This is a genomic window from Bradyrhizobium sp. 139 (assembly GCF_023074175.1).
GTDB lineage: Bacteria > Pseudomonadota > Alphaproteobacteria > Rhizobiales > Xanthobacteraceae > Bradyrhizobium.
Genome location: NZ_JADPKS010000084.1, coordinates 1 through 20,352, shown reverse-complemented (window position 1 = coordinate 20,352; position 20,352 = coordinate 1). Strand labels below are relative to the sequence as shown.

The window sequence follows — 20,352 nt, the reverse complement described above, 5'->3', positions numbered from 1 at the left end:
GGTCACTCGGTGCGCGGCACCTGGCGCAATCGGCCGGCGCGCGCGAAGCCGAGCAGCTTTTGCCGCGCCGCCGTGGCGAGCTTTGGCGGCAGCGGCCCGAACCAGACGCTGGGCGGTGTCCGGCCGGCCGCCGCGCGCAGGTCCGGTCCCGGCCAGGCAAACACGTTGGCCTCATTGCAAATGATCCAGGAGCGCTGCGCGTCGAGGCCGAGGCGCGCCTTGGTCACCGCCGGAATTTCGATCGCTGTCGTCGGGTCGGCCGGCGGACTGTGGGTCACAGGGACCACGATCGCGACGATTCGATCGCCCTCGCGCCGCGTCGCTGTGACCAGCGCGCACGGCCGATTCTTGATCCCCTCCTCGTCGCCGCGCCGATGATCATCGGCCCACAGATAGCTATAATTCAGGAGCCAGCCGACCTTCGGCTCAAGGGTCATTTCGCCTCGAGCTCAGCGTCGAGATGCTCATATCCCGGGGCCATCTCGCTGGTTTCGATCGCGGCGATGTCCTCGTCCGTGAGGTCCTCGGCCCGCACCGCCCGGCGGTCGCGGGCACGCAGCCGCTCGTATTCGTCGTACGACAGCACGACATTGCGCGGCCGACCGTGCTTGGTGATCAGCACCGGCTGGCTGAGCGAGCGGTCGAGCGCTTCGCCGACCCGGTCCTGGAATTCGCTCGCGCTGAGCGTGACAGTGGCCATAAAAAATCTCCGTTTCCGCCAAAATAGCGAAAATCGAGATATTAATCAAGTGGGACCTTTGACTTATGACAGCCCTGCTCACCCGCTGAAAGCGTGCGAGAATGACGACCCCTGCCCGCCTCCCGATGCAGCCTCGCTCGAAACTGTCCTGGCTGGGCTGAATCCGGCCTCGGCTCCCTCACCGCGGCCTTTCCGGGCTTTACATTCGGCATCGCGCCGATCGATGACGATCATTGGCGCAACACCCGCTCGGTACTTCGTCCCCATGGCTTACGGCTTGAATTGCGGCCGTGAATGAAGGCCGAACTCGCCAAGAAAAACGGCGATATGACGGTGGTCTGGAAGCGGCTGAAGGAGACTGACCTGCAGATTACGGAGTGGCGCGGCACGAGCTCCTTCGTGTCGGCGCCAACCGGGCCAGGCGTGGCCTACAATGTTCAGATCGCGCTCGGCCGCGAGGTTGAATGGCGCGCCGGTCCGATCGTCAACCCGGACTATCGACCGCGGGGCGAAGAGGAACTGCTCGATCCGAGCTGGCCTCGTACCGATCAGCTCCCGGACTCGGATCGCCTCGCCGGTCCAGCCTATCGCCTCCGCGGCCGCGCCCACGGCGCGATCGTCCACGTCCGCAGTTTTCTCGATCGCTGCGGCCGCATCGAGCGCGACAAGCGGGGAGGCTAAGCGGCCCGAGTTGGAGCGGCGAGTCATTCGCGAGGTCGGGCCGGCGGAGCGCGCGAGACGCCCTTCCTGGCGGCGGTCTCGGACTATTTCGCCTTTGTGCCGAGAGAGTTGCGGTTCTTTCAGGACTGGGAGGAATCGAGCGCCAGGCCGAGCGGGTCTTTGCCCACTGGGCACTCGATATCCGCGATTGCCCCCATAAGGGCGAGCGCGAGTCGGCTTCATTCCCCGACCGTTGCGGCCGCCGAAAGGACGTCTGCTCATGACGCCAAGATGCCTCGGTCCATTTGCTAATGGACGGCATCGAGGCGGTGGGCCGCGAGATCGGCTTTGCCCTTCGGTGGTTCTTCCTGATGACCCACGGCCACTGGTCGATCCCGACGTCGGCCTGGCGGTCGCGCAAGGCATGAAAGCCCAGCGCGTGCGGCTTCCCGACCCGGACGCCGGCGTGCTGCTGCGCTGGGTGGATCGCACTTACGGTTTCTGACGGAGCGCCGAGGATGGACGACATCACCTCCCGCGCGCTGGTCTCCCACCCCGAAAGCCGGCGGGCGCTGCAGCTCGATACGCTCTCTGCCATCCTGCCGAAAGAGCGGGCAGGAGGTCCCGTTTCGCTCACCCAACCTGCGCTCGGCACTCCGGCTGGCGGTCCGCGCCAGCACCCGGCCGCGGCAGCGCAAGAGCAAACGGGCGGCCACCCGCGACGTGCTGGTTGGCACCTGCCGGTTCGACCGGCTGGCCGATACCCACGATCTCGCCATCCTGCCTCGGGTGGGCGCCGCCGCAGCGAGGTGGCTCGGCTCCGGGGTCGAGCAGATCAGCGACGGGGCCGGACCAAGACCGGGGTCACGGACGAGGCGGGCAGGGTGCTTTGGTCGGACCGCCGGTCGAGGCGCTGCGCGAATGGCTCGAACGGGCCCGCATCAGCAAGAGTCCGATCTTCCATGCCATCACCGTTGGGAGGTGGTGGAGGATAGGGCGCTGACGCCGCAGTCGATCAACCTGATCGTGAAGCGGCGCTGTGCGCTGAAGGGCTTGGAGGCGAGGGAGTTTTCCGCGCAGGGCTTGAGATCCGGGTATCTGACGGAGGCAGCGCAACGCGGAGTTTCCTTGCCGGAGCCTATGCAGCAATCCCAGCATCGATCCGTGCAGCCGGCGGCCAGCTATTACAATGAGTCTGAGCGCAGATACGGGCGAGCCGTGCGCCTCGGAATCTAGTAGGAGTCTGTCATTGAGTTGTCAGCGTACAACTGTTCGGTTCGGCTCGGGCCAACCCCGCGTTGTTGGGAACCAACACCCGGAAAGCCGGAGTCTGGCAATATGTTAAGTTGTCAGCGTACAACTGTTTGCTCTTAGGCCATTTTTGACGGGACCTCGCGAGAAATTCCTCGAGACGAGGAACAGCCGTTAACTTCTCGTTAACTCAATAATCCTTGCGGCTTCGGAAGAATCGGGCATTACTGACCATCAGCGCATTTTGAGGCCAACTGCTCAAAATTTCGCAGATGCAGAGTTTAAAATGCCGACGTTAACCAAGTCTCTAGACGAGAATGTGCGTGATCTCCGATCGCTGATCAATGCCGACGCGGCGGAGCTTTCGACACGGTTGCGCGCTCAGCAGCTTCGAGACTTCCCGCCAGCGGCGGAGAAGACCATCCGCCGATTCTCATCGGCGGAAGCCGCGCGCTTTATCGGCATCGCTGAGGGCTATCTTCGGCAACTGGTCTCTGAAGGGAAGGGCCCCCCTGCACCGCCGAACAGCCGTCGAAGCTATTCAGTTGAAGACATTGACGCGCTGCGAAGCGAGCTGGATAGCGCCGGCAAAGGAGTTCGCCGATACGTTCCACACAGGCGCGACGGCGAGGCTCTGCAAGTCATTTCGGTGATGAACTTCAAAGGCGGCAGCGGCAAAACCACGACGGCCGCGCACCTCGCGCAGTATCTAGCGTTCCGCGGCTACCGCGTCCTCGCAATCGATCTCGATCCGCAAGCGAGCCTCTCAACACTGTTCGGACATCAGCCTGAACTTGATGTAGGCGAGAACGAGACGATCTACGGCGCCATCCGCTATGATGCCGAGCGCCGCGAAATGCCGGAGATCGTGCGCGGCACATACATTCCGAACCTACACATCGTTCCGGGGCAGCTTGAACTCATGGAGTTCGAACACGAGACGCCCAAGGCGTTGATGACTCGTCAGAGCGACGACTCAATGTTTTTCGCCAGAATTGGCGAAGCGCTGGCCCAGGTCAGCGATGCCTATGATGTCGTGGTGATCGATTGCCCCCCCCAGCTCGGCTTCCTCACTCTCTCCGCCCTCTGCGCCGCGACGTCAGTCCTGATCACCGTGCATCCTCAGATGCTCGACGTGATGTCGATGTCCCAATTCCTCAACATGACCGGAAGCCTTCTCGATGTCGTCGCCAAAGCTGGCGGCGCCACTCAATACGATTGGATGCGCTATCTCGTCACTCGCTACGAGCCCAGCGACGGGCCACAAACGACGATGGTTGGTCTCATGCGCTCGATCTTCGGCTCGCGCGTGCTGACTCACCCCATGGTCAAGAGCACCGCGATCGCTGATGCGGGGCTCACCAAGCAGACTTTGTACGAGGTCGAGCGACAGCAATTCACCCGCGGCACCTATGATCGGGCCACCGAAGCGCTTGACCTGGTGAACGGAGAGATCGAAGGCCTGATCAAACAGGTCTGGGCCAGGAGCTGACGATGGCGCGCAAGATCAATTTTGATGCTCCCGTGACGGAACCGTCAGAAGCGCATGAGATCGCCCCGCAACGCGCGCGCCCTCTTCTCGGGCTTGAACGCACGATCAAGCAATCTGGCGCGCTAGGTGCGATATCGCACTCACTTGGCGGGATCTCGGAGAAGGTAAAGCGCGCGGAGGAAATCGAGCAGAAGCTCATCGAAGGGCAGGTGATCGTCGACCTCGATCCGGCGCTCATTGACAATTCCTTTGTGCCGGACCGCATGGAGGCGACGGAGGAGCAAAATGCTGCATTCCGCGAGCTCATCCGACAGCACGGCCAGAACGTGCCAATCCTTGTACGTCCAAAGCCCGGCGGCACCGAGCGCTATGAGGTAGCATTCGGGCACCGCCGCCTGAGGGCAGCGCGTGAGCTCGGAATAAAGGTGAGGGCGGTGGTTCGCTCCCTCACCGACGAACAACTGGTCATCGCCCAGGGCCAGGAAAATAGCGGCCGCACCGATCTCACCTTTATCGAGCGCGCGCGCTTCGCAGCCCGCCTTGAGGATCGAAAATTTTCGCGCGAGATAATTATGGCATCGCTGAACGTCGACAAAGCCGCCCTCTCGCGGCTCATCGCGATCGCGACCCGGGTGCCTGTCGCGGTTATCGACGCCATCGGGCCGGCGCCAGCCTTCGGCCGTGTGCGTTGGCAGGAACTCACCGATCTGCTGGATCAAGAGTCCAATCGTGCTCGCGCCCTCGAAATCGTCAAGGCCCCAACTTTCAACGCGTTGGACACCGACAAGCGCTTCGAGGCCCTTGCCGCAGGCCTGCGTAAAAAGACGTTGCGCGCGCGGGCCGAGAATTGGGCCGCCAAGGACGGAACGCATGCTGCCAAAGTCTCTCGCGTCGGCAAGAGGCTCACTCTGACATTCGACGATCGCGTCGCACCAAAGTTCGGCGACTTCGTCAGAGAGAAGCTGCAGACCCTTTACGACGAATTCAAAGCTGGCGATCCGCCGGCATAAACACAGCTTGCCCAGTCGGAATGAGCCGACTGGATCAAGACCAACGCAACCGAGTCGGAGAACCATAGGCAAAAGAAAAAGGCCCCCGTCACGTCGCCGTTCCGGAAGCCCCTTCTTTGTATTCGCACCCAAAGAATCACACTTCTGCGAATCGGTGTCAAGCCTTTTGGCGTCGTTTCGGCGAGCAGATTTTCTTTGCCCAAACTAAGGCAAAGACATGCAGTCACATCCTCCAACGACGCCCTTTGGGCGGCGATCGCTGACGCTTGCCCATGTGGCAAGTCAAATTGTCGCAACGGCACGACCGCCCGAAAAGATCGTGCACAAATGGAAGATCTTCCATGCCATCTGCACGGCAAGGCCGCGCCTCGGTGTGTCGGAGCGCGCGCTCTCGGTGCTAAACGCGCTCCTAACCTTCCATCCCGAGACCGCGCTGACAGGAGAGGATGATCTGATCGTCTTCCCCTCGAACCATCAGCTCGCTCGGCGAGCGCACGGCATGCCGGCATCGACGCTGCGGCGCCACCTCGCTGTGCTGGTCGATGCAGGCCTGATCGTTCGGCGCGACAGTCCGAACGGCAAGCGATATGCGCGCAAGGACGATGCTGGCGAAATCGAGCTCGCGTTCGGCTTCGATCTCTCACCGCTCGTCGTGCGCTCGGAAGAGTTCGAGAGCCTGGCGGCCGATATCGAAGCCGAGGCCCGCGCACTCAAGCTCGTGCGTGAGCGGATTACACTGTGCCGGCGCGACATCGCGAAGATGATTGCAACTGGCATCGAGGAAGCCGTCCCGACGCGAAGGGGAGGGCAGGGGCCTGCCGATTGGCAGGTCGTGCACGCTGCCTTCCGCGCGATCGTCGATCAGATTCCGCGCACGGCGACGCGCCAGGAGCTCGAGCCGATCGCCGACGAGTTGTCTCAGCTCGCCGACGACGTGCTCAATCTTCTGGAAACACATATCAAATCCAAGAATCCGAGCGCCAATGAGTCCCATTCTGAGCGCCACATACAGAATTCAAATCCAGATGCCCTGATTGATCTTGAACCTGTCTTTCGAGAAGGCAGGGCGGCGGGAGCTGAGCCAAAGCCTCAACCATCGCGAGTCGGGGAGGGGGCGTATCCATTGGGAATGGTCCTGAGTGCATGCCCGGACATCGTCGATTATGCGAAGGGCGGGATTTCGAACTGGCGCGATTTCCTGGCCACAGCGGCCGTTGTACGATCGATGCTGGGGATCAGTCCGAGCGCCTGGGAGGAGGCGCAAACCGTCCTGGGTGAAACGCAAGCGGCGGTCGTCGTCGCGTGTATCCTGCAGCGCGGGACGGCGATCAATTCCGCCGGCGGTTATCTGCGCGGTCTGACGCGAAAAGCCGAGGTCGGCGAATTTTCGCTTGGCCCGATCCTGATGGCGCAGATCAATTCTCGCCGGCGAGACAAACAGCGGGCGTGAGGCGATGAGGCGCCGTTCCCAGACCTTGCCTTGTTCGTGTGATCGAAATACCCGCACTGACCCGGCTTCTGCGCTGTGTCGATGCAGAGCCGTTCGGAGAGATCGTCATGGTAAAACACCCTCCAATCACCCTCACGCCGTTTTTCCAGCCTCGTGATGAAGGCGCCGCGGAGCAACGGATCTACGTGGCGGGGTTCGCGGACGAGGCGGGCGAGGCCTGGGGGACGCTGATTCCGTTGGATGCGGAGATGGTCGAGCACGCCGTTCTGGGACAACAGACTTTCACCGTCTGGTGCAATTCCGACGGACGCATCCAACCGCAGCCGACCAGCGATAGCCTTTTTGAGGATCTTCTGGAGAAAGATCAATTGAAGGAGACGCCCCTCGATGAGCTCGTCGCCGAAGCCATCGAGCAGGGCAAGAATGAACCCAATGATGACATCCTCGATATGTTCGAGACCCTGCATGAGCGGCTGGTGCGGGCGGAGGGCATGATCGCTGATGAGATCGCGCGGCGCAGGCGATGACTCTTCTCGGCGCGCGTGCGCGGTTCAGTGCAGTAGGGGTTAGCGGGCACCGCGACCGCGGGCGGCCGACACCGGACCGGTCGATGAAAACGTAGAAACCGACGACCGGGCCGCGCTCCGACTACTCTTAAGCTTCCCCGGAGCCGGAAAACAGCACCGTCGGTGGCGTCGCGCGCGGCGGCGGGAGAGTCCGGCCGCCCGGGGCTCCCGGTTTGCTCTTGAGATCGTATCGCTGGGCTAGGTCGAGTAGCCGCCGCTTGGTGAACGGGTCAGCGTACTCCGCCAGATCGCGCGCCCGCTGTGCATAGCCCCTATAAAAGTCTTCCACGACGCCACCCCCGCAACATCACTGAAAATCGGATTTCAACGTGAGACGCGCTCCGCGTCAAGCGGCCTGGTGCATGCGGACAATTTTCGTCGATTGACTTGTGCTGGCGACGCACGGGGAACTAAGCTGGATCCCGGCAGGCAAAAACCATGACTCCGCTCTACCTCATCCGGAAGCTGTGCCCGAAGTGCGGTAAGCCGATGACGGCCGTGCCGGACGACGTCGCGCCCGGCCGGCCGCGCTACGTCTGCCTGGTCTGCGAGGACGATCCGCTGCGCGATCCCGCCGCCCGGAAGTGGGCGGAAAGCCCGCTGCGACCGCCGGCCAAATAACGTTCGAGTTGAAATCGAGCCCGGCAGCCGGATTGCTGCAGAGGCCGATTGTGCTCACAACCCTCTCCGACGATGTGGCGTGGCAACCCCAACGCCCAGCTTCGTTCCATCGCGCGTGCCGGCGGAATCATCCCGGACGCGGAGGCCGGCATGCCCAGCGACGCTAGCATCTGTTTTACGCCTCGGGGGCGTTCGGTCGCATGGATGCGGAGGGCAGGGTTGGTCCACATGGCGAGTACGTTGCCAGCCTCGTTATCGATCTTGCGATCGCGAGTTCGAAAGGTGCGCCGACGTTGCTGACAGCGACGATCTCCATTGCGGGTGATGACGCGCCGTCCAGGTGGCACACTTAAGGTGAGCCGCATTTTGCTGCCACGCCCGTTGCCGAATGGCTGAACGGATTAGGGCCGCCTGTTTTCATTCCATGTGTTTTCGCGACGTGCGCACCCATCAGCGTCCTCGATAAAAGCTGGTCTGACCGAAGGCCGATCCCGCTTCGCGGGCTCTCGATCTTGTCCCTGCAACGTCCGTCCTCGACTTTCTTCCCCTGGCGCTGCGCACCATTCCTCGCGGTCCAAGAAAGTCGCTCCCGGCCGCCCTCCACTTCATTTCGGCCCTTTGGGTGCAGGTCGATCGCCTCCGGTCTCACGACCGCCATCGAGGTCGCGATAGGCGCGGCCCGAGAAAACCAAGGAATGAGACAATGGCTACCATCGGCACCTTCGCCTCCACGGGCAATGGCTTCTCCGGCGCGATCAAGACGCTCAACCTCAACGTCAAAGCCAAGCTGATCCGCGTCGACACCCCTTCCGACAAGGGACCGCACTTCCGCATCTACTCCGGCAACGTCGAGTTGGGCGCGGCCTGGCAGAAGACCGCCAAGGACACTGAGCGCGACTACCTCTCCGTCAAGCTGGACGATCCGAGCTTCCCGGCTCCGATCTACGCCACACTGATCGAGGTCGAAGGTGCGGAAGGCCTCCAACTGATCTGGTCCCGGCCGAACCGCGACTGAAGCTCCAGGAAGTCGGCTCCGCCGCAAGGCGGGGCCCGCTCCCCTTCCACCGGAGATGCGATCATGACCGTCGACACCATTGAAGAATTGCGCTCCGAGCTGCGCGAATGCGTGTTCACGCCGGCCGAGCGCAAAGCGCTCGAAGTCGAACTGGCCGAACTCATCCGCCAACGCAACGAAGCGCTCGCAGCCGAGGAGGGGGCATAAGCCCCCTCCTCCTGCATCTTACGACGCACCGTCGTTACGCGATCAGGATCGATACCTCATGAGCTCGAACACAATCTTCCCGACCATTACGCACAGGTCGAGCCGGCCAACGACCGGCAACGCCCCCGCACGGCCTGATCGGTGCCCGCCCGGCGGCAGATCGGCCCCTGTAATGGCGGACTACGCTTCGCTATCCGCCTTACGATTTCGCGCACGGGCGGATGGAGCCTGACAGGCGTGCTTCCCTAACGCAAAATCCACCCGCTCGTATTGACTCGCATTGCGAATGGGCGAATCCTTCCAACAACGCAATTGCCACCGCCAATTTCAGCACTACGAATTTCGGCGCCCCGGCCTTTATCGGCGCCATCTGAGTAAATTCTTTCTGGACAGAAACGGAGGGGCCGATGCGCGCGCTCGCCTTGAGAACCGTCTCTCTTCTCACCCTCGCTACCCTGGGCTCGATCTCCGCCACGCGTAGCGCACACGCGCAGGACGGGACCGACGAGCAATTTGGCAAGGTTCACTTCCAGACCTCCTGCAACGAGGTGGCTCAGCGCCGCTTTGACCGCGGGATGCGCTATCAGCACTCGTTCTGGTACCGGCCCGCGAAGGAGATTTTCGAGGAGACGTTGCAGGCCGATCCGGAATGCGCGATCGCCTATTGGGGCATTGCCCTGAGTCTGCTCTACAATCCGCATTTTCCCGCGCCGAAGGAAAACCTCACCGAGGGCCTCGGCGCTCTGCAGAAGGCCAAGGCACTCGGCGCCAAGAGCGAACGCGAACGCGACTATATCGACGCGCTGCTGGCCTTCTATTCGGGCGACGAAAAGACGACGTTTGGTCAACGCGCGCAGGCCTATCTCAAGGCAACCGAAGCCGTCGCCGCGCGCTATCCCGATGATGACGAGGCGCAGATCGCCTACGCCATCACGCTGAATGTCACGGCGTCACCAAACGACAAGACCTATGCCAACCAGCTCAAGGGCGCTGCCATCTTGGAGCCGATCTTCAAGCGCCAGCCGCGGCATCCCGGCGTCGCGCATTACCTGATCCACCTCTATGACTATCCGGCGATCGCAGAGCAAGGACTCGAGGCTGCCAAGCGCTATTCCGAGATCGCGCCGGCGGCACCGCACGCCTTGCATATGCCGTCGCACATCTTCACGCGCGTCGGCTACTGGAACGAATCCGTCGACGCCAATAGCCGTTCCGCCAAGGCTGCCAAGGAGGGCAAGGACCCGAGCGAGCAACTGCATGCCGACGACTATATGGTCTACGCCCTGCTCCAGCTCGCGCAGGACAGCCGAGCCAACGACGTCATCGCGGACATGGTTGCGACCACGGGCTATGCGCCCGCTGTCCGCGCCGGTCCCTACGCCATAGCGGCCAGCCAGGCGCGCTATATGGTCGAGCGCGGTGATTGGCAGGGCGCCGCCGCGCTGAAGGTCGAGCCGAGCCGGTTTGCCTATGTTGATGCCATCACCTATTTCGCCCGCGCCCTCGGCGCCGCGCGCTCCGGCAATGCAGACGCAGCAACGGCGGACATCGCCAAGCTGGCGGAGTTACGGGACAAGCTGCAGCAGGACAAGGACACCTATTGGACCGAAATCGTCGACATTCAGCGGCAGGTCGCCACAGCCTGGCAGCTCAACGCCCAGGGAAAACAGGCCGAGGCGTTGGAAGCGATGCGCCTTGCCGCCGATGCGGAAGACAAGACCGAAAAATCCATCGTGACGCCGGGACCGCTTGCCCCCGCGCGCGAGCTTTACGGGACCATGCTGCTCGAGCGCGGCATGGCGACGGAGGCGTTGGCCGCGTTCGAAAGCACAATGCGTAAGGAGCCGAACCGCTTTGGCGCGACGATCGGCGCCGCTCACGCCGCCGAGAAAGCGGGTGATGCCGTGAAGGCACGCCAGTACTACGCGAAAGTCGTCGACATGGCGCGCAATGGCGACTCCTCGCGGGAGGATCTCGCGGCCGCGCGAAAGTTCATGGCTCAGAATTAGCAAAAGTGCCGCGGCAATATCCATGCGCTTGACAAGCAAATTCGTTGCAATCAGCGCAGCCACCGCACTGCTCTGCGCAGCCGCTGCGGTCTGGATATTGCGATCCGGCGAACTGGCACCCGCAACAGCGGCATCCGGCGAGGTCCGCCCGGTGTGGACGGAAACCGACTGGCCTTTCGGCGCAGATCCCTGGGGGAAAGGAAAGGCGTTCCGCTGCAAGGCTGACGATTGCGGCGGCGAGATCCAGCTCTACGTTCGCGCCAAGCTCGGCTTTTGCAATTGCGCCACCGGCGTCGCCGACGATGGCGACCTCGAGCAAATGGGCGACCTGGCGCTGATTGGCAAGGCAACGCCGATCGGTGCCGGCCGAGAGATCATCGTCGGTCCGATGCGCGGCCGCAGCCGGGCCTATCGCGTCGAGGGGAATCGCAACGCCGCGCTCTCACTCGCCTTCAATCAGCGCTGCGACATGGTGGCCGCAACGGCTTTAGTTGGACCGGGCGCGCCCGCGTCGCTGGAGCCGGCGGTGCTGGCGTTCCTTAATAGCGACCGCATGTTGAAATGGGCCGAGATCGCGCTTGGGTTATGACTCAAAGCAATTTGGCTTCCGTCGTTCGCAGAACCATAGGACCTCCTACTCATCGTCAAGGATAACGTCCCTTAGTGGGGTGTGAGCTCCGTCTTGTTTCGATTTTGCTGGTCTGGCATCAAGGCCGCGACAGATAGAGCCGCCATCACAGGCAGAGCCGTAATCCTCGAAAGAATGTCAGACTAAGACGGTCTTTTGTCCGCGACAGCGTAACCGCGCCTCCGCTTGGCACGCTCCAGGCGTACGAATGCTTCGATCGCCTCCGCACTACCATCGAAGGTCTGCACCATGGTCTTGCCACTTGTGCAGATCCGGCCCCAATTGCGGATCAGCGACATTTCTCCGAACAAGGTGGGCTGCGTGGACAGCGCATAAAACCGACGCATATTGCGCGCGGCATCGATGCGGCGCAGATGAAGCGGTTCTGGTTCGGGTTTCGGCACGGACAGATTCTCGCTTCCGAGGGAAGCGGCGTCCAATGAGTTTTATGAATCGACCGGGCAGATCGATTCGTTTTATCAATAGGTCCGTTGCGCCGGAAATACCGCGGACCGTCCTCTTGCCGGATTGAATCTCTCCTCGATCGAGACTTCGCCATCGGGGCGCGCGTGCAATACTTGGCTTCCAATTGCGCTAGTCCTGATCAGAACAGGAGCCCGCAAGAGATCGGTTCCTAGTTCAATGCTTCCTGCGGCACTTCCAGCCCAGCCTGCTTGGGCGAGCCCCTTCGGGGACGGCTCTACTCGCGCCGCGGCGACGCTCCCGGAGCCCACAAGCGGTCTCCGCGCCTTCGCGTGACGATCCGCTCGCGACCTGTAGCGGAGCGCCCAGCAACGAGCACAATCCCAGTCTCGCGTCCCAGAATTTCCCTCGATGGCTATGGGCTGACCTGACTCTTGTGGCAGGGGATTCGCCGGACGAATTCCGGGATCGTTCCGGTGACCGGATTCGCAACCGTCTGTTGGTTCAAACCAACATCCCCCACCACATGATGGACAAGAACATGACTCCCGCGCTGTTAGATCCATTTCGGACCTTAAGATGAAGACCATTGTCATCAACAATCAAAAGGGCGGGGTTGGCAAGACGACGCTTGCTGTGCATTTGGCCTGGTTCATGGCGGAAGCGGATCTCCGCGTTCTCGTGATCGACGTTGATGCGCAGAGCAATGCATCGGATACATTGAGGCACTACGCCGGTTCAACGTTAGCTGCGGATCTGTTTAAGCCGGGGATGCGGGTCGTACCTCGGGAAGACGAAGGCCTAACGCTCGCGCCGGCCGATAGCTCGCTGACTGATCTTGATCGCAGCAGTGCGGCAGCCATAACGACTCTGCAAGAGAACCTCGCCATCGCGTCGGATCAGTTCGATGCCTGCGTCATCGATACGCCGCCATCCCTTGGACTGCGCAGTGTCGGGTGCTTGGTGGCGGCGTCGCACGTGCTCGCCCCCATCTATCTGGAGGACTATTCGATCAAGGGCGTCAAAGGTCTGATGCAGACCGTGATCGGCGTGCAGAGGCGCTATGGCCGCCAGGATACGAAGTTCCTCGGGTTGCTGCCTTCGAACTTCAATACGAAATCGCCCCGTCAAAGGACCCATCTTGAGCAACTCTTGCGCGAGGCGGGCAAATATGTGTTTCCGGGCCAGATCGTTGCAAGGGACGGCTACGCTGAGGCCGTTGCGGAACGCCTGCCGGTCTGGAAGCTCAAGCGGCGCTCTGCCCAGGAGGCTGGTCGGGAAATCCGCGATGTTCTTGCCAAGATCGTCGCGCAGATGGACGAACCGTCACATGGCGCTTGATCTCAGCTTTAAGCAGCTCATCGACGTCGTGGAAGATGGTGTCGCCACAATCGGACAACCGACTTGCATCGCCATCGACCGTATTGGCGAAGATCCGGACCAGCCACGTCGCAGTTTCGACGAACAGAAGCTCGAGGAGCTTGCGGAATCAATCCGTCAGCATGGCGTGTTGCAACCGATCGTGCTGCGGCAAGCGACCGAGGAAGGCCGGTACGTGATTATCATGGGTGCGAGGCGGTATCGTGCTGCTAAGCGCGCCGGGCTCCGTGACATCCCGGCATTCATCCATGCCGTTGGTTCTGCGGATCGTTATGTTCAGATGATCGAGAATATCCAGCGTGATGACCTCAATGCCCCCGAAATTGCGGCGTTCATCGCGGACCGTTTGGAGCAGGGTGACAACCAAGCGGACATCTCGCGGAAGCTCGGCAAGCCGAGGGACTGGGTGTCTCGCTACGCGTCGGTACAGAGCATGCCGGAGTTCCTCCGATCGAAGCTTGCCGGCTCATCAATCCGTGCTGTGTATGAACTCTACCAGGCTTGGCGCGAGCAGCCCAACGCCATCGAGACTTTGTGCGCAGCACAGGAGAGCTTTACCGACGCCCACGCCCGTCAACTGGCTCGCAAAGTTCGTGCGGAAGTTCGTGGTTCCGCTGCTGATGGCGAGGGTCTGCCTGGAGCTCAACCCGCACGAAGCCCGATCGCACCGCAAGTGGAATTGCGATCCAGGGAGAGCGACCGCGTGACGGCGATCGCAGAAAAGCCCGCCACCTCTTCGGTCGATCGGAACGAGCGAAGGAGCACATCACTGACGATCAGAGTCCGTCACCAAGATCGCACTGGCTGTCTTCTGGTCGATCGACTCGCGTCTCAAGGTTCACGCCATGCCGTGCTGCTGATCGATGGCGCAGAAGAAGCGGAAGAGGTTCCAGCATCGACGGTCACAATTGAAGAGATCCTGTTCGCATGAAGCTGGTCTTAGACAACCTACTCAGAAATGCTGCTTCATTTGGTGCACCGGCGCAGCGGATTTCCCATCCGAAGGATGGCGCGTTAGCGCAGCAGCCGGAGGCCGAACGCGCCCCCCACAGCGCTGTAGAGAGGCCGGAGGCTGCTGGAAAGCCGCGGCCCACATATTCGGTGCCAGTATTGCCGATCGGCACGCGCGGGGTTCGTGGCGAACAAGGAATAGGGGCGACGGCTGCGTCATTCCCGGAGCAATTCTCCGCATCAATCGTCGGTTGGATTGGATCCCACCTGCTGCAACTCCCAAGCTTTCACTGCCGAGCCTGTTGGTTTGAACCAACGTGGAGGGAGTGGAAGGATTCGCGTTTCCTAGTGCAGGATAGGCTTCGCGCCAGCGATGTATTACGTTACGATTGGGATTGGAGCACATGGCTCTGATCTCGCTTCGCGTCTCCGACCAAGTCGCGGCGGAGTTCTCAATTCTTGCAGCTACCCAGGGCGGCAAATCCGCGCTGCTGCGGCGTCTCATTGCTGACGCACTAGCTGCACCAGCGCCGCGCATCTTGGCGTTGCCGGTCGGACGACCGGAGAAGGTGACGGTGCGATTTCGCGAGAGCGAGATGCGGCAGCTCGTGGAAGTTTCACATCAGCGCGGCATGACCCGCACCGGCTGGATTGTCGCGCTGGTGCGCTCGCGATTGGCGTCGCCCGTGCAGCATTCCCCGAACGAGCATGACGCGCTCCGCGCGATCGTTCGCGAGCTCAACCGGATCGGCGGCAACATCAACCAGATCGCGCGTGCCGCAAACACCAGTGTGCTGCAGGGTAGGGCGGTTGAGCCCGATCTGACAGCAATTGAAGAGGCCAGGCTGGTCATCGAAAGAGAGCTCGCGCAATTACGTAATGCGCTGCACGGCAACGCGGATTATTGGGATGGGCGGCGATGAGTCGGCGCCGCTCGCCTCGGCCGACCGACTTGGCCTCCGAGCTTCCGCCGATCTCCTATGTCTGGGAAACGCCCAATCGGCGCCCGCGGCGCGCCGAGTGGGATATCCCCGATCCGGCCGCTCCCGGCCGCCTTACGCCGGCGATGCGTGCAAAGCTCGAGCGCATCGTGCGCCGAGCACCCGAGGTGATGGTCAAGATCACCGGTCGCACCAAGAGCGTGGCTCACCTCAAGTCGCACCTGGCTTACATCACGCGAAACGGCGAGCTCGATGTGGAAACAGAGCAGGGGGCGACGCTGGCGGGTCGTTCCGGATTGAAAGATCTGCAGCAACGCTGGGAGGATGATGCCGGTCTCGACAACACGCGCCGCCGCGATGGGTCGCTCTCGGTCAACATCATTCTGTCGATGCCGGCTGGCACCGATGCAGTCACCGTCAAGGATTCTTCCCGGGCATTTGCCATCGAGACGTTCGGCTATAATCACGATTACGTCTTCGTCCAGCACCTCGATGACAAGCACCCCCACGTGCACTTGACCGTTCGGTCCCTGGGCCACGACGGCAAGCGCCTCAACCCTCGGAAAGCGGATCTGCAGGCATGGCGGGAGCGGTTTGCTGGCGAACTCCGGCTTCGCGGGATCGCGGCAGAGGCAACGCCGCGACGAACGCGCGGGCGGGTTCGAAAGGCCGATCGCGGGGCGGTCCTCGCTATGCGCAAGCGAAAGATCACGCCCGATGTCGATCGGCTTGCCCGAAATGAGGTGCTTTCGGAAGTGAGGGGCGTCAGGACCGCCAAACATCCTTGGGACGAACAGATTAAGTCACGTCAGGACGCAATCCGGCGGCGTTATCTCGACTATGCCGCGGAGCTACAGCGCTCTGGAGTGGCAGCAGATCACGAGTTAGCGCGCCAGATTCGGCAATTCCTGGACGACATGCCTACTGTCGAGACCCGTCGTGATATACTGAAGAAGGAGCTTTCGGACCTTGCCAGTACCCGGCGCCGCGGCACGGAGCAGAGAACCGATGCCGACCGGCGTGATGGAATACCAGGCGATGAGCGGGACAGATAAGACGCCGCAGGATTGGATATCCTTCGAAGTAGATACGAGCTCCTGGCGGGCAAAAGTTAGGTGGGCGTCCCCAGCACCGACGTCGCCTCGCTCAGGGCTACCTACCATCACGTCCAGGCGATTGTCGTCGCCATTGATCAATACGCCTGCCACCGGCAATCGTGAATTCTTTTGGAATAGACCTCAATCGATAGGCGGAAATCGCAAGAGCGGCGATATTCCGTGAGATCGCCTGTTGCTAAGGTAGCGCATGAGCAAACGAAATCCGCGACACAAGGCAGGCAAACATAAGGATCAGCGATCCAAAATCAGGTTCGACACATTCTCCGTCAGCGAGGAAGATCATCCGAAATTCAAGGCCGCCATGACGGAAGCGGCTTTGGCCGCGGTCGCCGACTTTCCCAAGACACTCGAACTCGTCAAAGACCAGCTTCGCCACCATGATCCGATCGGAATCCTGGCCTGCTACGCGGGATACGGGCTTCTGTCGTTCGGATCTGAGGATGGCTCCAGCGGCAAGCCGGTCGCGGACGTCCTGCAACACCATGCCGAGCTTCTTCAGGCGATTGTCCTGTCAATTCCGCAGGACCAGTGGGGACCGGCTCCCGTGCTGCCACAGATCATGCAAACTGTCTTCGATAGCGTGCCGAAGCTGTCAGATACGTTCTTTTTGCAGAGGTCGCTTGAGGGCCAGAAAGTATCCGACCCGCAAGAGCTGGCTGTTCTCGAATTGCAGGAACGTATCCGTCTTCACACGATGGCTGTGCGCAACTGGGCGCACTTTCTGTCCGTCATCCAGATATCGAAAGAGCTCTATGGACCGCTCGATGGCCCTCTTGTTGCTCATCACGGATTCAGTTTTACGGACCTGATTGAAGTGATGCACTGCGCCGTGCGCGAGTACGAACGGCGGCAAACGGAACATTGGGGAAGGTTTCGCCGGGTTCTTCGTGGACGAAACCCCCGGCAGATTTTCCGGCTCTATTTTCAGAACGTGCCGGGGTTGGTTGGAGATCCGGAAGAGATGCTTGCCGCCATGCCGGGTGTTGACCTGGACGGTGCCAAGGCCGCGGTGATGTCCCACTACGACCTGCGGATAGCCGAATTCGGCACATTCACACCGGACGACCTCGCCAGATTGTCAGGGCGGACTGCGCAAGTGGTCGAAAAAATCCTTCGTGTCATTTCACTTAAGCCCGGCTCTCTTTCGGAAGCCAGGACCGAGTATCTGTTTCTCGGCAATCCTGTCTGGGAGTCTCCGGCTATCGATCTCGAAGATCGCTTCTTCCTCCCGATACCCGTAGCCGTATTCAGTCATATCCACCGCATCATGGAGCGGCTCGCACGTGCTGCCGGACTCAAGGAGGCCGTGGAAAGAACGCGCTCCACCTATCTGCAGCAGAAGCTCGAAGCGACGTTGCGGTCTGCACTCCCGGGCGCAAATATAACGCCCGGCGCCACCTGGAAGATCGGCGATCAGGGCTTTGAGACCGACGTCCTGATCGTTATCGACCGGACCGTGATTGCCGCGGAGGCGAAGGCGAACCGGTTAACGCCGGAAGGCCTGCGCGGAGCGCCCGCCCGCGTCAAACGCCATATCCAGGAGATGGTGCTCGATCCTTCGCTACAGTCGGAGCGACTTGCCAATGTCATTGCGAGCGCGCAAGCGGGCGATGAAGCGTCAATGGCCGTTGTAGCGGGATTGGGGATTGATCCGGCGTCGGTCGACCGGGTTATACGGCTGTCGGTTACGCTCGATGATCTTTCGGTTCTTAGCTCGGCTGAAGGAGAGTTCAAGAAGATCGGCTGGGTGCCACAGGATCACGAGCTCGCACCGACGGTGTTGATCGCCGATCTTCTCTGTATCGTCGACATTCTCGATAAGCCGCTTCTGCTGCTGCATTACTTGAGTGAGCGTACATACTTCCAGAAGGCCCACAATCTGCTGGGTGACGAACTGGACTATCTCGGCATCTATCTTGATAACGGCTTCAACTTCGCTCTTCCGGAGAAGGACATGCTTTTTAACGTTGCAGGCCTGTCCGGACCTATCGACAGCTACTACAATGCCTTGAATGCGGGAATTGCCCCGCCAAAGCCAGAGGCAATCCTGAGCCCTCTCTTCACGCAGATCATCGACCGGCTGAATGAGAAGCGGCCGATGGGTTGGACGACCGTTGGCATTCATTTGCTCGGCGCGGCAAATCCTTCGGAGCAGCGCCGCATAGAGCGATCACTCGACAAATTGCGCACCATGGTCCGGAAGAACTATCGCGACCCGGAACATGTCAGTTCGATGCAGATCCAGCCGTCACAAAAGCACAAAGCGCGTGTTGGGTTTTACCTGTTTCCTGAGCAGCTCCGGCCCGAACTCAAGAAATCACTGGAGCAACTTGCCAACCAGGCCCTCGATGCAAGTGAAAGCCAGGCTGTCGTGCTTTTCGGGCGGAGCACAGAAAGGTGGGACCTTCCCTACGAAGCCGTTCTTGTCGTCAACAGGCGCAAACCCTTGCTGCCGAAGCTGACGTCGAAAGAAGCAAAAGAAATCAGCTAGTTTCCTTCACTGATCTCGCGGACGAGATCGAGAAGTGAGGAAAATCCCCAATCCGAAGGCAGGCCGTTCTGCTGAACCCCTAGCTGCTTGTTGAAATCTCCGGACCAGTGGACGCTTGGACGCCCAATTCGCACGATAACATGTTCCTTCACCAGCCGATCCCGCAACCGTATGGATTCATCCTCAATGAGCTTCGCCCGATCGTGTCGGCCCAAATTCTTGAGACATCCCGCCAGCATTTCGAGACGATTGACGCCGCCCTGGTTCAGCAAGAACGCGTTGGCAAAACCTGCCGATGCAGCCTTCCAGTCTTCCCGCTGGGCCGCGAACTTTCCTTCGAAGTAGGCTTCCATATCCGCCATATCGTAGTGCTCAATAAAATAATTCACTGGCTCGCTAACGGTAGAAACGAACTGATCCTTGTCGCGGACGACGGTTACGGCGCCGACGAAGGACTCAGCATAGAGCGCCACCGGCATACCCAGAACGATGCCGAACTCCGTCTTGCCGCCTTTGAAGGCCGGCGGCAGTTCCTCGATATATTCAAGCGACCTTTCAGCCCACGGCTCTGCGCCCGCATCATCGTCGCGCGGCCAATAAGCGATGAATTCTTCACGCCACGGATTGCAATAGAAGAAGGGCTTGGCTTCGAATGGCTCGTCGCACATGATGCATCTAGGTCCCTCGCAGAGAGCGCCGCTCATGGCGAGTTCTTCCAGCTCCGGGCGTAGAGTGGTGTTGACGAAATGCCAGAACTTGTGCGGGCCAGCATAGCCGCAGGAATTGCAGGTCAGATTATTGACGGCAAATTCGCAGTGGCTTGGCTCAGGAGGTTCTTCCATGCGATCGGCCAACACGGCAAGGAATAATCGAAGAACGCTTCCCAGGTCACGAAAGCCTGCCTGTTGAAGCTGCCCGGCTGCTTTCAAAATGACGTCGCGTTCCTGATCGACCTCGGCGGTACCTTCGAGGAACGGGCGAACATGAGCGCGGGTGATGAGCTGACAAGCCGTCTCCACCGACTCGAGATGGCCGGAGGCATGTGTGTCCCGTTCCAGCTTGACGAGCGGCCCCCTGTAGACGCAGAAGGCGGCTACCAGCTCATTTGTGTCATAGGAGGAAGTGATCGCGGTTTCGAACCGCGCGCGCACTCTGTCACGGCTTTCTTTTGCATCCACATCACACCCCGGCGAAGGTCAGGCAGAGTTCAGGCGTCTTGATGACGGTGCGCTGGTTGCTTCGAAGGTTCGTTTCGTTTGCGACCAGTCTCACAAAGTAGTCATACCCAGGATCACCGCTAACCGTCACCGTGACCGTTCCCCACCGGGATAAGCTGAGAACTAGGGTTCAGACTCAATTGATCCAATAGGCGACGATGGCGGCGAGGTGGACGGCAGCTAAGAAGTTTCTGGCAAGTTTGTCGTAGCGCGTTGCGACAC

The 20,352-nt window shown here is 60.9% G+C and carries 21 protein-coding genes and 2 pseudogenes; 17 read left to right on the top strand and 6 right to left on the bottom strand.

The annotated features are described in order from the left end of the window. Positions 1-2 precede the first annotated feature (2 nt). Both IVA80_RS20075 and IVA80_RS20070 read right to left on the bottom strand, forming a co-directional pair. Complete coding sequence (locus IVA80_RS20075) at positions 3-437, bottom strand: type II toxin-antitoxin system PemK/MazF family toxin (RefSeq protein ID WP_247434100.1); 435 nt, start codon at positions 435-437, stop codon at positions 3-5. Continuing rightward, the gene (locus tag IVA80_RS20070; protein WP_247434097.1) at positions 434-700 is read right to left on the bottom strand and encodes a type II toxin-antitoxin system prevent-host-death family antitoxin; all 267 of its coding nucleotides are present in this window, start codon (positions 698-700) and stop codon (positions 434-436) included. Before IVA80_RS20070 ends, IVA80_RS20075 begins: the two co-directional genes overlap by 4 nt. Before the next feature lie 294 nt (positions 701-994). Here IVA80_RS20070 and IVA80_RS20065 point away from each other — a divergent pair, with 294 nt between their 5' ends. The 7 genes and pseudogenes from IVA80_RS20065 (at position 995) to IVA80_RS20035 (ending at position 7,090) form a co-directional block, all read left to right on the top strand. Further along, positions 995-1,381 (top strand): hypothetical protein, encoded by a 387-nt coding sequence (locus IVA80_RS20065; RefSeq protein ID WP_247434094.1) that lies wholly within the window; start codon positions 995-997, stop codon positions 1,379-1,381. 337 nt (positions 1,382-1,718) lie between these two features. After that, positions 1,719-1,865: a hypothetical protein gene (locus IVA80_RS20060; RefSeq protein WP_247434091.1), complete on the top strand. Its 147-nt coding sequence runs from the start codon at positions 1,719-1,721 to the stop codon at positions 1,863-1,865. A 122-nt stretch (positions 1,866-1,987) separates the two neighbouring features. Then, a pseudogene (locus IVA80_RS20055) lies at positions 1,988-2,596 on the top strand (integrase); the annotation flags it as partial. 301 nt (positions 2,597-2,897) lie between these two features. Beyond that, on the top strand, positions 2,898-4,103 hold the full coding sequence (repA, locus tag IVA80_RS20050) for a plasmid partitioning protein RepA (RefSeq protein ID WP_247434088.1): 1,206 nt from the start codon (positions 2,898-2,900) through the stop codon (positions 4,101-4,103). Positions 4,104-4,105: 2 nt separating this feature from the next. Then, positions 4,106-5,113: a plasmid partitioning protein RepB gene (gene repB / locus IVA80_RS20045; RefSeq protein WP_247434085.1), complete on the top strand. Its 1,008-nt coding sequence runs from the start codon at positions 4,106-4,108 to the stop codon at positions 5,111-5,113. A gap of 217 nt (positions 5,114-5,330) precedes the next feature. Continuing rightward, positions 5,331-6,563 carry a plasmid replication protein RepC gene (repC, locus tag IVA80_RS20040; RefSeq protein WP_247434083.1) on the top strand — a complete coding sequence of 411 codons (1,233 nt, stop codon included), beginning with the start codon at positions 5,331-5,333 and terminating at the stop codon, positions 6,561-6,563. A gap of 107 nt (positions 6,564-6,670) precedes the next feature. Next, the gene (locus tag IVA80_RS20035) at positions 6,671-7,090 is read left to right on the top strand and encodes a hypothetical protein (RefSeq protein ID WP_247434080.1); all 420 of its coding nucleotides are present in this window, start codon (positions 6,671-6,673) and stop codon (positions 7,088-7,090) included. 127 nt (positions 7,091-7,217) lie between these two features. On the opposite strand, the gene IVA80_RS38630 is transcribed toward IVA80_RS20035, so the two are convergent. Further along, entirely contained in the window at positions 7,218-7,418 is a 201-nt protein-coding gene (locus tag IVA80_RS38630; RefSeq protein WP_247434077.1) for a hypothetical protein, read from the bottom strand. Between the two features lie 149 nt (positions 7,419-7,567). On the opposite strand from IVA80_RS38630, the gene IVA80_RS20025 reads away from it, so the two are divergent. From IVA80_RS20025 to IVA80_RS20005, 5 genes are all read left to right on the top strand, one after another. Further along, positions 7,568-7,750 carry a hypothetical protein gene (locus tag IVA80_RS20025; protein WP_247434074.1) on the top strand — a complete coding sequence of 61 codons (183 nt, stop codon included), beginning with the start codon at positions 7,568-7,570 and terminating at the stop codon, positions 7,748-7,750. Between the two features lie 703 nt (positions 7,751-8,453). Next, positions 8,454-8,765, top strand: a complete 312-nt coding sequence (locus IVA80_RS20020) for a DUF736 domain-containing protein (RefSeq protein WP_129273754.1) — start codon at positions 8,454-8,456, stop codon at positions 8,763-8,765. Positions 8,766-8,828: 63 nt separating this feature from the next. After that, positions 8,829-8,972: a hypothetical protein gene (locus IVA80_RS20015; RefSeq protein ID WP_247434072.1), complete on the top strand. Its 144-nt coding sequence runs from the start codon at positions 8,829-8,831 to the stop codon at positions 8,970-8,972. A gap of 407 nt (positions 8,973-9,379) precedes the next feature. Continuing rightward, positions 9,380-10,981: a hypothetical protein gene (locus IVA80_RS20010; RefSeq protein ID WP_247434069.1), complete on the top strand. Its 1,602-nt coding sequence runs from the start codon at positions 9,380-9,382 to the stop codon at positions 10,979-10,981. A gap of 22 nt (positions 10,982-11,003) precedes the next feature. After that, the gene (locus IVA80_RS20005) at positions 11,004-11,570 is read left to right on the top strand and encodes a hypothetical protein (RefSeq protein WP_247434067.1); all 567 of its coding nucleotides are present in this window, start codon (positions 11,004-11,006) and stop codon (positions 11,568-11,570) included. Between the two features lie 182 nt (positions 11,571-11,752). On the opposite strand, the gene IVA80_RS20000 is transcribed toward IVA80_RS20005, so the two are convergent. Next, positions 11,753-12,013, bottom strand: coding sequence for a WGR domain-containing protein (locus IVA80_RS20000; RefSeq protein ID WP_206736198.1), 261 nt, complete (start codon positions 12,011-12,013; stop codon positions 11,753-11,755). Positions 12,014-12,611: 598 nt separating this feature from the next. Here IVA80_RS20000 and IVA80_RS19995 point away from each other — a divergent pair. The 5 genes from IVA80_RS19995 (at position 12,612) to IVA80_RS19975 (ending at position 18,913) form a co-directional block, all read left to right on the top strand. Further along, positions 12,612-13,373, top strand: a complete 762-nt coding sequence (locus tag IVA80_RS19995) for a ParA family protein (protein WP_247434064.1) — start codon at positions 12,612-12,614, stop codon at positions 13,371-13,373. After that, positions 13,363-14,343: a ParB/RepB/Spo0J family partition protein gene (locus tag IVA80_RS19990; RefSeq protein ID WP_247434061.1), complete on the top strand. Its 981-nt coding sequence runs from the start codon at positions 13,363-13,365 to the stop codon at positions 14,341-14,343. Before IVA80_RS19995 ends, IVA80_RS19990 begins: the two co-directional genes overlap by 11 nt. Before the next feature lie 616 nt (positions 14,344-14,959). After that, positions 14,960-15,286, top strand: coding sequence for a plasmid mobilization relaxosome protein MobC (mobC, locus tag IVA80_RS19985; protein WP_247434058.1), 327 nt, complete (start codon positions 14,960-14,962; stop codon positions 15,284-15,286). Between the two features lie 29 nt (positions 15,287-15,315). Next, positions 15,316-16,359 (top strand): relaxase/mobilization nuclease domain-containing protein, encoded by a 1,044-nt coding sequence (locus IVA80_RS19980; protein WP_247434055.1) that lies wholly within the window; start codon positions 15,316-15,318, stop codon positions 16,357-16,359. 250 nt (positions 16,360-16,609) lie between these two features. Further along, positions 16,610-18,913, top strand: coding sequence for a hypothetical protein (locus IVA80_RS19975; RefSeq protein ID WP_247434053.1), 2,304 nt, complete (start codon positions 16,610-16,612; stop codon positions 18,911-18,913). Here the strand turns inward: IVA80_RS19975 and IVA80_RS19970 are convergent. Continuing rightward, complete coding sequence (locus IVA80_RS19970) at positions 18,910-20,091, bottom strand: hypothetical protein (protein WP_247434048.1); 1,182 nt, start codon at positions 20,089-20,091, stop codon at positions 18,910-18,912. The two genes, IVA80_RS19975 and IVA80_RS19970, sit on opposite strands and share 4 nt — an antisense overlap. Positions 20,092-20,266: 175 nt before the next feature. After that, a pseudogene (locus IVA80_RS19965) lies at positions 20,267-20,352 on the bottom strand (IS5/IS1182 family transposase); the annotation flags it as partial.